This window comes from Enterococcus hermanniensis (assembly GCF_001885945.1).
Taxonomy (GTDB): domain Bacteria; phylum Bacillota; class Bacilli; order Lactobacillales; family Enterococcaceae; genus Enterococcus_A; species Enterococcus_A hermanniensis.
In genome coordinates this window covers 135,171-149,878 of the sequence record NZ_JXKQ01000005.1, presented here as the reverse complement: position 1 = coordinate 149,878, position 14,708 = coordinate 135,171, and the positions used below count along the sequence as shown (strand labels likewise).

Annotated in this window: 11 protein-coding genes; 7 read left to right on the top strand and 4 right to left on the bottom strand. The window is 39.1% G+C overall.

What is annotated here, in order from left to right; genetic code table 11:
• The first annotated feature begins 134 nt into the window (after positions 1-134).
• The 7 genes from RV04_RS07400 to RV04_RS07370 all read left to right on the top strand — a co-directional run bounded on the left by RV04_RS07400 (position 135) and on the right by RV04_RS07370 (position 11,133).
• On the top strand, positions 135-1,073 hold the full coding sequence (locus RV04_RS07400) for an NADP-dependent oxidoreductase (RefSeq protein WP_071857837.1): 939 nt from the start codon (positions 135-137) through the stop codon (positions 1,071-1,073).
• Positions 1,070-1,390 carry a hypothetical protein gene (locus RV04_RS07395; RefSeq protein WP_071857836.1) on the top strand — a complete coding sequence of 107 codons (321 nt, stop codon included), beginning with the start codon at positions 1,070-1,072 and terminating at the stop codon, positions 1,388-1,390. Before RV04_RS07400 ends, RV04_RS07395 begins: the two co-directional genes overlap by 4 nt.
• 160 nt (positions 1,391-1,550) lie before the next feature.
• A complete protein-coding gene (locus tag RV04_RS07390; RefSeq protein ID WP_071857920.1) occupies positions 1,551-4,277 on the top strand; it encodes a YhgE/Pip domain-containing protein in 2,727 nt (908 codons plus the stop codon).
• Between the two features lie 153 nt (positions 4,278-4,430).
• Positions 4,431-6,254, top strand: coding sequence for an APC family permease (locus tag RV04_RS07385; RefSeq protein ID WP_071857835.1), 1,824 nt, complete (start codon positions 4,431-4,433; stop codon positions 6,252-6,254).
• Positions 6,255-6,449: 195 nt separating this feature from the next.
• Complete coding sequence (locus tag RV04_RS07380; protein ID WP_071857834.1) at positions 6,450-6,896, top strand: MarR family winged helix-turn-helix transcriptional regulator; 447 nt, start codon at positions 6,450-6,452, stop codon at positions 6,894-6,896.
• Positions 6,896-9,277 (top strand): ABC transporter ATP-binding protein, encoded by a 2,382-nt coding sequence (locus tag RV04_RS07375; protein WP_071857833.1) that lies wholly within the window; start codon positions 6,896-6,898, stop codon positions 9,275-9,277. The genes RV04_RS07380 and RV04_RS07375 overlap by 1 nt, the downstream gene beginning before the upstream one ends.
• A gap of 14 nt (positions 9,278-9,291) precedes the next feature.
• Positions 9,292-11,133: an ABC transporter ATP-binding protein gene (locus RV04_RS07370; RefSeq protein WP_071857832.1), complete on the top strand. Its 1,842-nt coding sequence runs from the start codon at positions 9,292-9,294 to the stop codon at positions 11,131-11,133.
• Positions 11,134-11,172: 39 nt separating this feature from the next.
• Here RV04_RS07370 and RV04_RS07365 read toward each other — a convergent pair whose 3' ends face one another.
• From RV04_RS07365 to RV04_RS07350, 4 genes are read right to left on the bottom strand one after another with little or no spacing between them, the layout of a single operon-like run.
• Positions 11,173-11,835: an ABC transporter permease gene (locus RV04_RS07365; RefSeq protein WP_071857831.1), complete on the bottom strand. Its 663-nt coding sequence runs from the start codon at positions 11,833-11,835 to the stop codon at positions 11,173-11,175.
• 5 nt (positions 11,836-11,840) lie between these two features.
• Complete coding sequence (locus tag RV04_RS07360) at positions 11,841-12,758, bottom strand: osmoprotectant ABC transporter substrate-binding protein (RefSeq protein ID WP_071857830.1); 918 nt, start codon at positions 12,756-12,758, stop codon at positions 11,841-11,843.
• Positions 12,759-12,761: 3 nt separating this feature from the next.
• Positions 12,762-13,397: an ABC transporter permease gene (locus RV04_RS07355; protein WP_071857829.1), complete on the bottom strand. Its 636-nt coding sequence runs from the start codon at positions 13,395-13,397 to the stop codon at positions 12,762-12,764.
• A gap of 2 nt (positions 13,398-13,399) precedes the next feature.
• Complete coding sequence (locus RV04_RS07350; RefSeq protein ID WP_071857828.1) at positions 13,400-14,572, bottom strand: betaine/proline/choline family ABC transporter ATP-binding protein; 1,173 nt, start codon at positions 14,570-14,572, stop codon at positions 13,400-13,402.
• Between the last annotated feature and the right edge of the window lie 136 nt (positions 14,573-14,708).

The window sequence follows — 14,708 nt, the reverse complement described above, 5'->3', positions numbered from 1 at the left end:
ATAGTAGAAAAAGATGTACGAAAACTTTCGTACATCTTTTTTTCGTATTGTTGGAATTCGCTCACTAATACTACTACAATGAGGATAAAGAAACAGGCTTAAGAAGTCGTGACAAGAGAGAGGAAGGGAAGAAAATGAAACGCTTTGCAATGAAGGACTATGGAGATGCTGAAGATGTTTTGGTTGCCCTTGAGGCGCAGCCAAGAGCTATTGACGAATCACATATTAGAGTGGAAATCAAAGCCTTTGCAATCAATCCGTATGATATCGCTTTGCGTCAAGGGAAGATGCAAGCCTTTCGAAAATTGAATTTTCCTTATGTGTTAGGCAATGATGCAGTAGGAATTGTGACTGAAATCGAAGGCCATGATTCACCCTTTGCAATAGGAGAGCAAGTATTGTTGCATGCTGTTGGTGGAACCTATGGTGAAGAAATCGTTGTTCCAACGAAAAAAGTAGTGAAGAAACCGGAATCCATGTCTTGGGAATTCGCAGCAGGAGTAGTTACGCCATGGCTGACTGCTTATAATATAGTTACACATGTTTTAGCTGATCAAATCGGAAATACCGTGCTGATTGAAGGCGCCTCAGGAGCAGTTGGTTCTTTACTCGTTCAGTTATTGAAACAAAAAGGGAAAACGGTACTGGCTAGCGCTTCAAGTCGAAACAAAGACTTTGTATTGCACTTGGGGGCAGACGAATTTGCAGCCTATGATCAAGAAGATGTTGGAAAAGTATTTGCTGATCGAGCAGATATCGTGATCGATGCAACAAGAGGTGGGCAGGAAAATCAAAGTGGTATACAAGCCATGAAGATCGGAGGCATTTTTATCGCCTTAAATGAATTACCAAAAGAACCAGAAAAAGCAGGAGATTATGTAGCTTATAGTCCATCCAAAGAGTATTCAGACCAAGAAGCCTTAATTGCTTTAACAAAAAAAGCAGCTCACATTCAATTGGAAATCGCTGAAGTTTTACCTTTTCAATTAAGTAGTGTGATCAAAGGGCACGAAGATTTGGCTAAACATCATGCTGCTGGAAAAATCATTATCAAGAAAGGTGACAATGAATGAATCAGCAAAAATGGCGAGAAGTCGAAAGGAACTTTAGTGGACTAGAAGAATTATCTGATGGCTATTATCGCATTCGTGAAATTGATAATGGGTATCAACTTGCCTATTTAGTCGCGGGCCCCTGTGGGGATAAAGTGATTCATCCTGAAATTACATTGCACTGGCAAGCCAATCAGCTCCAACCAATCAGCTTGCTCGATTTTGAAAGCACCCCTATCTGTCGCCTATCGGAAGAAAATGGGGATCATGAGAAATTAGCGCAGTTGACAGACCAGCTATTAGATAAATTTTTAGCTATAAAAAAACTTAGGATTTAAGCATTTATTTAGGAGTCATAGATGAAAAGGGATACAATTATGACAAACTAAAAGGAATGTCAAAAAAGGTGATTTCAGCCACGTATTCCAATTGAAATTAACCGAAATTCCATGCTACAGTAAAACAGCAAAAAAAATAGTAGGTGAAATCATGAAAGTTATTCAATCGCTCAAAAATACGTGGCATCTTTTCATATTAGACTGGCGTCGTATTATAAAAAATCCAATCGCTATTTTCTTAATGGCGGCATTGATAGTTATTCCCTCGCTTTATGCGTGGTTTAATATCAAGGCATTATGGGACCCATATGGAAATACGGGAGAATTACCGATCGCGGTTTACAGTGCTGATGCGGGTGCTAAGTTCCAAGACAAAGATGTTGAAATAGGAAAAGAAGTGGTTAAAAATCTGCATAAGAATAAACAATTAGGTTGGAAGTTTGTTGACTCGAAAAAACAAGTAGTCGAGGGCGTAAAATCTGGGAAGTATTATGCAGGGATTTATTTGCCAAAAGAATTTTCAGAAGATTTATTGAGTTTTACATCCGGAGATATCAAAAAACCCAAAATCGAATATTATTTAAACCAAAAGATCAATGCAATTGCTCCTAAAATCACGGATAAAGGAGCAGGTTCGATTCAGCAAGAAATCAGTCAAGAATTTATTAAGACCGCTAGTTCGACCTTACTGAAAGTCTTTAATGAAATTGGTTACGATATTGATTCTAATCTAGTCAGCATCAATAAAGTAAAAGATTTGATTTTAACAACCAATAGCAATTTGGATGAAATCGATAAGTATACCCAAGAAGTGTTGGAAGTCCAAGGCAAATTACCAGAATTGAAAGAAAAACTGGCAAAAGCCAATGAACTGCAAACATACTTGCCACAAATTGATGAAATGGGACAAAAATTAATCACATTGAATCAAAAAATGCCTGAAATCAAACAGCAAGCCAGTGTCATTTTGACCTTGCAGCAAAAGATTCCTGAGATCCAACAAGCAGGGACACAAATAGCCCAGGTCGATAGTGATTTTGCAGAAATCGAAAAAACAATGAATGATGGTATCAATGAAGCAAAACAAGGATTGACGATCATCCACCAAGTCCAAACGATCTTGCCAGATATCCAGAAGTTAGGCAATCAAGCAGATGACTTAGCGACAACGACCAATGAAGGTGCTAAGAAATTAAAAGAAGCGGTACCAAACATTTCAAGCAGCGTACAAGTCACGTTACAATCGATTGGACAAGTAGCAACATCGACGCAATCAATCACGAGTGATATTTCTACATTGTTGGATAAAGAAGAGCTGACGTCAGATGAAAAAGCGCATATTGCGTCACTTATTAGTGATTTTCAAAGTAATTTGTCAACGCAACAAGATGCAATCGATAAATTGACCCAATTCTTAAATGATTTAAAACAAACTGCAAATGATAATGGCAATGCAGAGGCTAGTCAAACATTGACGAATATGATTAATCAATTGAGTAATGTTAAAAATTCATTGAGTGATCTAAACAATCGTTTTGGTCATTTAAATGACCTAGTTCAAAATGGGAGTACAGCCGATGCTAAGGCATATTTAAGTGAAATCAATGATGCTGCAGGTAAGATTGCGACATTGGTTAATAGTATTGACGCAACACAAGTAGGGAAAACAATCGAAACAGTCCTTGATAAATTAATCTCAACGATTACGACAGCTCAAGGCGTGTTGAACCAAGCACAACAAATTGATTTTGCTTCATTATTGAATTCGACAGAAGGTACAGTAAATACAGCCATTACTTTCTTAGAAAAATATCAAAAACAAATGCCAGCAATTCGTCAAGAAGTCCATGATGCCAATACTTTATTGAATGGGCATATGAATGATATCGTTAATGCTATCAATACTGGAGCAGATCTTTATAACAATGAATTGCCGACAGTAGAACAAAAATTATCACTAGCGGCCAACTTCATGCAAAATGATTGGCCTGGAGTGAAAACAGATTTAACCGATGGATTGAAAATGGCGAATGATAAAATGCCAGAAGTTGAAAAAGCATTAGATATGGCTTCTGATTTAATCAAAAATGATTGGCCATCACTACGTAGCGGGATTCAAAAAGCAGCGACAGCGATCGATAAGGGCGATCAAACGATCGACTTTGGAGAAATAGTGAAATTATTGAAATTGGATGCTCAAAAAGAAAGTGACTTCTTTACTTCTCCGGTTGAATTGAAGACGAATACGATGTACCCGATTGAAAACAATGGCTCTGCTAGCACACCGTTCTATACAGCGCTGTGTCTATGGGTAGGAGCCGTCCTCTTTTCTAGTGTAACGACGACTGAGTTTGTTTTAGACAAAAAAGATCGTGGCAAATACACTAAACGGGAACGCTATGGTGCGCGGATGTTGACTTATCTAGTTGTCAGCGTAGGCCAAGCATTGATCGTAACTTTAGGGAACATCTTCTTATTAGGTGTTGATGTCAAGAATCCGGTCTACAGTGTGTTGTTTGCTGTTCTTGTAGCACTGGCATTTATGATGCTGGTATACGCACTGGTAGCGTTGTTTGGAACAGTCGGAAAAGGGATCGCAATTATCATTCTTGTACTATCGATATCTGGTGGTGGCGGGAACTATCCGATCCAAGTATCTGGCAAGTTCTTCCAAGCGGTCAATCCATGGTTGCCGTTTACACATGCAGTTAATCTATTGCGCGAAAGTGCCGGTGGTATTTATTGGCCAAATGCTACGCAAGATATCATCATCATGATCGGTATTTTTATCGTCTTTGGTATCTTGGGAACGTGGGCATATCCGCTAGTACAACCGCATTTAGTGAAGTTGACGAAAGTCGCTCACGAAAGTAAAATCTTCCATTAAAATGAAACAGGCAAAACAATAGCTTATTACTGTTGTTTTGCCTGTTTTCATGTTTTACTTAGAGTATGTAAATCGATTGAAAAAAACATTGACAATTGGGTTGAGTGCGAGTAATATTTCGCTTGTTTACATTTTTTAAAAGGAGTGAGTTTAGTGGATTATCTTAAGCGATTGCTGGTTGGCCGACCATTGAAATCTTCTGAAAACGATGACCAGAATTTGTCTCGTTTTGCGGCGTTAGCATTGCTTTCATCAGATGCATTATCTTCTGTTGCGTATGGTACAGAACAGATTGTTGTTGTATTAGTGACGTTATCAGCCGCCGCCATTTGGTATTCATTGCCAATTGCATTAGTTGTTTTGATTTTATTAGCTTCATTGATTCTATCGTATCGCCAAATTATTCATGCATATCCTCATGGAGGAGGTGCCTATGTTGTTAGTAGTGAAAATTTAGGAAAGAATGCCGGATTGATTGCTGGAGGTTCACTCTTAGTCGATTATATGTTGACCGTAGCGGTATCTGTTTCCGCTGGTGCAGAAGCGATTGCCTCTGCGATTCCGTCTTTGTATCATCATCGTGTGTTAATTTCTATTATTATTGTTTTATTATTGATGTTGATGAACTTACGGGGATTACGTGAGAGTGCTGGTTTGTTGATGACTCCGGTCTACAGTTTCATTGCGGTCATTACAATTTTGATCGTCGTGGGCCTATTCAAAATTGTCACAGGCGCAGAACCAATGCATGCGACAGCCCAAGTTGGAGCAGTTGTTCCAGGTATTTCGATGGCTTTATTATTAAGAGCTTTTTCTTCGGGTTCTTCTTCACTGACTGGGGTCGAAGCGATTAGTAATGCCGTACCGTTCTTTAAAAAACCACGGGCAAAAAATGCCGCTGGTACTTTAGCTATGATGGGCTTGATCCTAGGGTTCTTCTTTACTGGTATTACGTTCTTAAACTATTGGTTTGGAATCGTTCCAACTGCTGAAGTAACTGTTCTATCGCAAGTTGGCGAAGCGGTCTTTGGAAAAGGCATCATGTTTTATATCTTGCAATTTGTGACGGCCTTGATCTTGGCTGTTGCTGCCAACACAGGTTTTTCTGCTTTCCCAGTTTTAGCGTATAATTTAGCTAAAGATAAATTCTTGCCGCACCGTTATCAAGACCGTGGTGATCGTTTGGGTTATTCTAACGGAATCATCACTTTAGCGTTAGGTTCAATTATTTTATTGTTGATCTTCCAAGGTTCAACAGAACGTTTGATTCCGTTATACTCAGTCGGAGTATTCATTCCATTTACGTTGTCACAAACCGGGATGGTCTTGAAATGGCGTAAAGAAGGCAAACATTGGTTGAGAAAATCAATCGCAAATATTATTGGTGCTTTGATTTCATTTTCAATCGTCATTATTTTGTTTGTCTATCGCTTAGTCGATATTTGGCCTTTCTTCATCATCATGCCAATCTTGATTTTTGCTTTTTATAAAGTACACACCCACTATAAAAATGTGGCAGAGCAATTAAGACTGTCGGATGATGTCAAACTACACGAATATGATGGCAACACAGTAATCGTCTTAGTCGGAAATGTCACTCAAGTGAATATCGGTGCAATCAATTATGCCCGTTCGATCGGTGATTATGTGATTGCGATGCACGTGTCTTTGGAAGAAAATGAAGAAAAAGAGCGCGAGATTCGTCATGAATTCCGTGAGAAATTTCCAGATGTCCGTTTCTCAGTTGTTCGTTCGCCTTATCGTTCAATTATTAATCCAGTAAGTCGTTATGTTGATCGTGTTAGCAAAAATGCAAAAGAGCATAACTATACAACGACGATCTTGATCCCAGAGTTCGTTCCTAACAAAACATGGAAACGTTCGTTGCATAATCAAACAGCTCTACGTTTACGCTTCCGCTTGTCTTACCGAGATGATATCATCATCAGTACTTACAACTATCATTTGAAAAAATAAAGCTGAGAGTTTGCCCGATTTTGGGCAAACTCTTTTTTTGTTTAAATAAAATATTAAGAGAAAAAATAAAAACGTATTCATTTTTGTTTTTTGAGTAAAAGGCTTGCTTTTGATATCGAATAGCATTAATATCGAATAGCATTAATTACTAATACTATTAGGTATTAATGGAAAATCAAAAAAAGGAGGAGTCTTATGACATACGCAGAAGAAGCAGAACGCGAACTCATGCAGATGATGCTAAAGAATCGGCATGGTGCTTTTAGTAAGATTGAAAAAAGCAGCAAAGGCGCAAATGTCGTTCTTAAAGTTCTAGATCGATTAGGTGAACCCACGAATCCTAAATATTTAGCTGACATATCTAATCTATCTACTGCTAGGATTGCTGCTGTTTTAGGTAATTTAGAAAAGCGTGGCTTAATCATTCGTACGATGGATCCGGATGATCGTCGACGGATCAATGTTAGTTTAACGGAAACAGGAAAAAAATTAGCTAAATCTGAAAAGCAAGAAATGCGCACAAAAATCATTCGGGTATTTGAGCTAATGGGAGAAGATGACACTAAAAAGTATCTTGAACTGACTGCTAAGTTTGTCGGCTACTCTCAAAAATTATCCGCGGAAGGGGAAAGTGATCAATAGTGAAGATTTTTAAATACCTTAGCAAATACTGGTATGCGATTCTGGCTGTATTAATGTTATTAATTGTTCAGGCATACAGTGATTTGAGCTTGCCAAGTTTGACGTCAGACATCGTTGACGTCGGTATCCAACAAGGAGGACTAGAACAGTCGACTCCAGATAAAATCAGAAAGTCAACGCTTCAAGGAATCGAGATCTTTATGACCGATAAAGAGAAGCAAACAATTGCAGACAACTATAAAGCCACAACGCAAACCGTTGATGGTAAAAAAGTTGATATTTACAAATTAGATCTTCAAAAGGGTATGACCAAAGAAAAGTTAGCTGATATCTTTAATCTACCAATGATGATGATTGCTTCCGCTCAATCGAAAGATTCTAGTAATGCGAAAGAAGCCAAAGAAGTCATCAATGAATACAAAACTATTTCCACGGATGCTGCGAAAGCTCAAGCATTAGGTACAGAAGCAAAAACTTTAGGTGAACAAGCTCAAGCGGCTGGAAAAGAAGCAGCTGCAGCTACGGATGCTGCACAGGCCCAAGCAAAAGGTGCAGAAGCGCAAAAATTAGCTGCACAAGCCCAAGCAAAAGGCACAGAAGCGCAAACATTAGGAGCTTCAGTCAAAGCTAAGAATGATGCAATGCCTGAAAAAGTCAACGCAGCTCGTAAAGCAACGAAAGAAAGCCTAGGCGACGTGGGTGAAGATTCACTGAAAACAGTCGGTATCCAATTAACGTTGGCTGAATACAAAGCCTTAGATGTAAATACAAAACAAATCCAAAATGATTATATGATCCAAACTGGGATGAAAATGGTTGGATTGACTTTAGTATCAGCAGTGGCAGCAATTATCGTCGGATTGATTGCTTCATTAGTTGCGGCAACGGTAGGTAAAAACCTACGTGTCGGTCAGTACAAACGAACATTATCGTTCTCAAATAATGAAATGGAAAAATTCTCTCCTGCTTCATTGATTACACGGAATACTAATGATATCCAACAAATCCAAATGGGGATCGTTATGATCATGCGTATGGTTTTATATGCACCAATCTTAGGTATTGGTGGGATCTATCGTGTGTATAAAACAGGAACAGGTATGGGCTGGATCGTTGGAGTAGCAGTCGGAGCGGTATTGGTTTTAGTAATTGCTCTATTAGCGACAACCATGCCTAAATTCAAAGCTTTACAAAACTTGGTCGACCGTGTGAACTTGGTTTCACGGGAAATCATTACTGGTTTACCAGTTATTCGGGCATTCTCTCGTGAACGTTTTGAAGAAAAACGTTTTGACGGCGCAAATACAGACTTGATGAAAACACAAATGTTTGTTAACCGTGCAATGTCATTGATGATGCCACTTATGATGTTATTAATGAATGGTATTTCGGTCTTGATCGTTTGGGTCGGTGGCCACAATATGAATAATGGTCAATTACAAGTTGGGGATATGATGGCCTTCATCACGTACACCATGCAAATCGTTATGGCATTTATGATGTTATCAATGGTTTCAATCATCTTGCCACGTTCAAACGTAGCTGCTGGTCGTGTCGATGAAGTCTTGAATACAGAACCAACAATCAAAGATCCTGAAAATCCAAAAGATGATCATGACTTTAAAGGTGAAGTGAAATTCGAAGGTGTTCAATTCCGTTATGGCGATGCGGATGCCGATGTTCTTCACCATATCAATTTTACTGCTAAGCCCGGACAAACCACGGCTTTGATAGGTTCGACCGGTTCAGGTAAATCAACGATCGTGAATTTGATCCCACGATTATTCGATGTAACAGGTGGCCGTATTACGATTGATGGAATCGATATCCGTGAAATGAGCCTGCACAAATTACATGAAATTATGGGATTTGTACCGCAAAAAGGGGTATTGTTCTCCGGTGATATTGCTTCAAATATCAAATTTGGGGATGCAGATATCTCTGATGAACAAATGAAAAAAGCTGCAGAAATTGCACAAGCAAATGAATTTATCAATTCAAATGAAAAAGGCTTTGACCGTGAAATCTCACAAGGTGGGACAAACGTTTCTGGTGGGCAAAAACAACGTCTATCAATTGCACGTGCCTTAGCTAAAAATCCTAAGATCTTGATCTTTGATGACTCTTTCTCAGCACTTGATAACAAGACCGATGTCACTTTACGTAAAGCACTTGCTGAAAATGTTACGGGTGTTACGCAAATCATCGTTGCGCAAAAAATTTCCACGATCTTACATGCGGACAACATCATCGTGTTAGACGAAGGTCGTGTCGTTGCGCAAGGAAATCATGAAGAATTGATGGCGTCATCTACTGTTTATCAAGAAATTGCACAGTCACAATTAAGTAATGCTGAATTAGGCATTGAAGAAGCGGATTAGGAGGAGCGAAAAGAATGGCAGAACAAAAACAAAATCGCCCTCGTGGTGGCGGACCGGGACGAATGGGCGCACCAGTAGAAAAAGCTAAAGACTTTAAAGGAACAATCAAAAAATTAGTTTCTTATCTAGGCGCTTATAAAATCGGTGTATTCTTTGTAATGATCTTTGCGATGGCTTCAACCATATTCAATATCTGGGGTCCCAAAATCTTATCTAAAGCAATCACTGAATTGTTCAACGGGTTAATCAAAAAGTATCAAGGAACTGGCGGTATCAACTTTGAAAAAATCGGCGGTATCCTATTATTCATGTTAGGACTTTATGTGGTCGCTTCTTTATTTGGGATCGTTCAAGGCTGGATCATGTCGACGATTTCGCAAAAGATCACGTACCGGATGCGTAAAGAAATTTCTGAAAAAATCAATCGCATGCCAATGAATTATTTTGAAAGCCGGACGACCGGTGAAGTATTATCACGTATCACAAATGATGTTGATACTTTGGGTCAATCATTGAATCAAAGTTTGACACAATTGATCACCTCGACCTTTACGATTGTCGGAGTTATCGTCATGATGCTTTCGATTTCTGTAAAAATGACTGGTGTGGCAATCTTGATCTTACCGATCTCATTGGTCTTGGTCTTGATCGTTGTTAAAAATTCACAAAAATATTTCAAAACACAACAAGAATATCTTGGTGTGATCAACGGGAAAGTTGAAGAAACAATCGGTGGTTATACGATCGTTCGTTTGTTCAATGAAGAAGAAAACTCGTTGAAAGAATTTGAAGAACAAAATAATATCTTATTCAAGTCTGCTTGGAAATCACAATTCCTTTCTGGATTGATGCAACCAATCATGAACTTCGTCGGTAACTTAGGCTACGTAGGTGTAGCGATTGTCGGTGGGATCATGGCTTACAATGGAACAATCACTGTTGGTGATATCCAAGCCTTCATCCAATACGTTCGGAACTTGACGCAACCAATTTCGCAATTGGCACAAGTTTCAAACATGTTGCAATCAATGGCAGCAGCCGCTGAACGTGTTTTTGAATTCTTAGCTGAAGACGAAGAAGACCAAACAGTAGAAAATCCTGTAATGATCGATAAAGCAGAAGGTATGGTTGATTTTGATCACGTTCAATTCGGTTATACACCGGATAAAATTGTCATCCAAGACTTCACTTCACATGTTGATCCCGGTCAAACAGTAGCGATCGTTGGACCTACTGGGGCTGGTAAAACAACGATGGTAAAATTATTGATGCGTTTCTATGATGTCAATTCTGGAGCAATTAAAATCGATGGACATGATATCCGCGATTTCAATCGAGCAGACTTACGTAAAAATATCGGCATGGTACTTCAAGATACTTGGTTGTTCAAAGGTACGATCATGGACAACTTACGTTATGGCCGTTTAGATGCTACGGATGAAGAAGTCTATGCTGCAGCGAAAGCCGCTCATGTTGATCACTTTATCAAGACATTGCCTGGTGGCTATAATATGGAACTGAATGAAGAATCTTCTAATATTTCTCAAGGTCAAAAACAATTGTTGACGATTGCGCGTGCAATCTTAGCGGACAAACCAATTTTGATTTTGGATGAAGCAACTTCATCTGTTGATACTCGGACAGAAGGTTTGATTCAAGAAGCAATGAATAACTTGATGAAAGGCCGTACGTCATTTGTTATCGCTCACCGTCTTTCAACAATCAAAGATGCAGATAAGATCCTTTATATGCAAGAGGGCGATATCAAAGAACAAGGAAGCCATGAAGAATTACTAGCACAAAACGGATTGTATGCAGCTTTATACAATTCACAATTTGAAGAACTAGATGACTAATAAAAAAGCCCCAGCATGATTTCATGCTGGGGCTTTTTTTTATCTACTTGTTTTACTTGCTGGATCTAAGCGTCGTTCAGCGATACTTAAAATCCAGTCAGTGATGATAGCCATTAAGGCAGTTGGCAACGCACCAGCTAAGATGATCGCTGTACCATCCGTTACGTTTGTTCCACGTAAGATGATATCTCCTAGACCACCGGCTCCCACGAATACGCCGATGGCGGTGATTCCAATAGCTACGACTAGTGCATTACGGATGCCGGCCATAATAACAGAAATCGATAACGGCAATTCGATCATATATAATCGTTGCCAATTGGTCATCCCCATACCGGTCCCAACATCTAAAGCGTTCTTATCCACTTGTCGCATGCCGGTGTATGTGTTTTTGATAATTGGTAACAACGAGTATAAGAAGACTGTCAAGATCACGACGTTTACGCCTAAGCCCATCCCAATCATCAATACAGAAATCATCGCTAATGAAGGAATCGTTTGGATCACGTTTGCTAAGCGAATAACCCAGTTAGCTAATTTTCGATGCCGGGCGATAAAGATCCCAATCGGAATACCTACAATCGCTGCAAAAATGACACCGTAAATTGATATCAAGAAGTGGCGTATAAATTGTGCGAAAATGATACTGCCATTCGTTTGATAATATTGAATGAATTGTTGAAAAGTATTAAGATTTTCCACTACGCTCACTTCCCTTCGAAATAGTTATGTTCTTTTAGAAAATCTTCCGCAACGATTTGTGGCTCCACTAAATCATTGTCGGCTCGATAATTAAGTTTTTGCATTTCTTTGGTGGAAATCGTTCCTGCTAAACGATCCAAAGCATCTTTTACTTCAGGATCAGATTTAAGTAATTTATTAGACACGATTGGCGCTGCATCGTAAGGTGGGAAGAAATTCAGATCATCTTCTAACATCACAAGATCATAGCTAGCGATCCGTCCATCGGTGGAATAACCTAAAACGATATCCATTTTTCCAGCGGACAATGCATCGTAAACCAAACTGACTTGCATTGGTAGAATTGAAGAAAATTCAAATCCATAAGCTTGCTTAAAGCCTTCGTACCCATCACCTTCACGAGAAATCCAAGAGGTATCAACACCAGCTTTTAATTCTCCGGCTACACGTTTTAAATCACTAACTTTTTTCAAATTGTATTTTTCAGCAGTATCTTTTCGAACCAAAAAGACATACGTATTATCGAAACCATAAGAAGGGAACCAAGTTTGATCAAACTGTTTTTCAAATTGATCGTGGACAATGTTAAAGGCCTTTTTAGGATCTTTTTCTGCCGGCAATTGCAAGATCGATGACAAATCGGTGCCTGTGTAACGAGCAGCTGAAATTGAAGCGTCGCCTTTGATCATTGCTTGGTGATTAATCATATTGGTCGCCAAGTTATTGATTACTGTCGTGTCTTTATCTGTGTAGTGTTCAATCATTCCAGCAACAAGACTGCCTAAAATTTGCATTTCTGAAGTGATTCCGCCAGTAATGGCGATCGTGTCATCATTGTCATTTGTAGCTAATCCAGGGAACGAACAGCTACTTAAAAGAAGTAAAGAGAGACCTAACAAAGCAACCATTTTAAGTTTTTTCATCCATTACTCCTCCTTCCTTAAAGCAATCGGCGTCATTTTATCTTCAAGTAATCCTAAGATAAAATCGACAATCAGTGCCATCAAGATGACCGGAATCGTTCCGGCAAGGATCAATGGTGGTTGGAAATTGTTTAGTCCACTAAAAATCAAATCACCTAAACCACCTGCACCGATATAAGAAGCGAGGGTTGCCCAAGCAATGACATACACAGCTGCCAAACGAATCCCAGCCATGATCGTTGGAATCGCAATGGGTAATTCAACTGAAATGATTGATTGGAGATTGGTCATGCCCATCCCTTTTGCGACGTCACGATAATTTCGATCGACATTTTTCATACCGATAAATGTGTTGCGCAAAATCGGTAATAGTGAATAAATAAAGAGCGCAATGATCGCCGGGAGTTTTCCTACACCAAATATTGGAATCATCAATGCTAGTAGTGCTAATGAAGGAACTGTTTGTAAAACACTGGCGATTCCAATAACGACATTTGAAATTTTGGGCAAGCGTGTTAAAAGAATACCCAAAGGAACTGCTACTAAAATACCTAGCCCTAGTGCAATTGCAGAAATATACAAATGTTCAGCGCTTTTCGTCAGCATTTGACCTCCATATTGATTGAAGAATGCTTGCATGCTTACGCCTCCTCACTTGTGATATTTTCAACGGCATCAACAAACGTTTCTTCTTCACCCCAAAGTACGTCATAAATGATGTCTACGAGCGAGACTCTCGTCAAGATACCTACTAGATGATTGCCATCATCAACGACAGGCACATATTTTACGCCACGTTTTAAGATCCGCTGTAAACTGTCTCTTACGAGTGCGGATTCTTTTACATAAAAGACGTTAGGATTGATGATGTCACCAACGCTGGTGGCCTTGCCGCGTCGACGTTCTTTATCGATCGTTTCGATATCCACAAAGCCTTTTAAAATATTATCTTCGTCAACAATCAGTAAAGTATCTACCCGTTTTTCACGCATTAAGCGAATCGCATTTTGCAGACTCTTTTCTGGCGTGATTGAAACTGCAGAATGCATCATGATCTCGCCAACGGTTGTGGTGTCTGGTTTTGCTTGTAATAAACGATCTTCGCCCAATAATTCTTCAACAAATTCATTGGCCGGATGTTGCAAGATATTTTCAGGTGTATCAAATTGAATCACTTTACCATCATCCATGATGGCGATCCGATTCGCTAATTTCAATGCTTCATCCATATCGTGGGTAACAAAGACAATCGTCTTTCCTAAGCGATCTTGCAAATCTTTGACCAAATCCTGTAAAGAATCACGAGTGATCGGATCTAAAGCCCCGAAAGGTTCATCCATCAAAATAATATCTTGATCTGCTGCTAGCGCACGGACAACTCCGATTCGCTGTTGTTGTCCGCCGGATAATTCATGCGGATATCGATCAAGCATATCACGAGGAAGCTCCACCAAATCAATCATTTTTTCCGCTGTTTTATTTTGTTCTTCTTTGTCTACTTTTAAAAGCCGCTGAACGAGCGTGATATTTTCTCTGATTGTCATATGTGGCATTAAACCGATATTCTGAATAACATAGCCGATTTGACGTCGTAGTTCGACCGGGTTTTTCTTTTGAATATCTTCACCATCAATTTTGATCGTGCCTTTTGTCGGATCAATCATGCGGTTGATCATCCGCATCGTAGTCGTTTTACCACTACCACTTGTACCAATTAAACAAATAAATTCTCCCTTATCAAAAGAGAGATTGACGTCTTCGACAGCTACTTTGTTCCCATTATAAATTTTAGAAACGTGGTCAAATTCAATCATTTTTTCACTCCTTTTTTATCTTCGGAAAACCTACTTTCACCAAGAAAAATAGGTTCCAGATTGTTGCATAGTTATTTCTATTCCTTTGTTTTTTTAATAATTTCATTGTTCGAAGCACCCATTTTTTTAAGCTAGA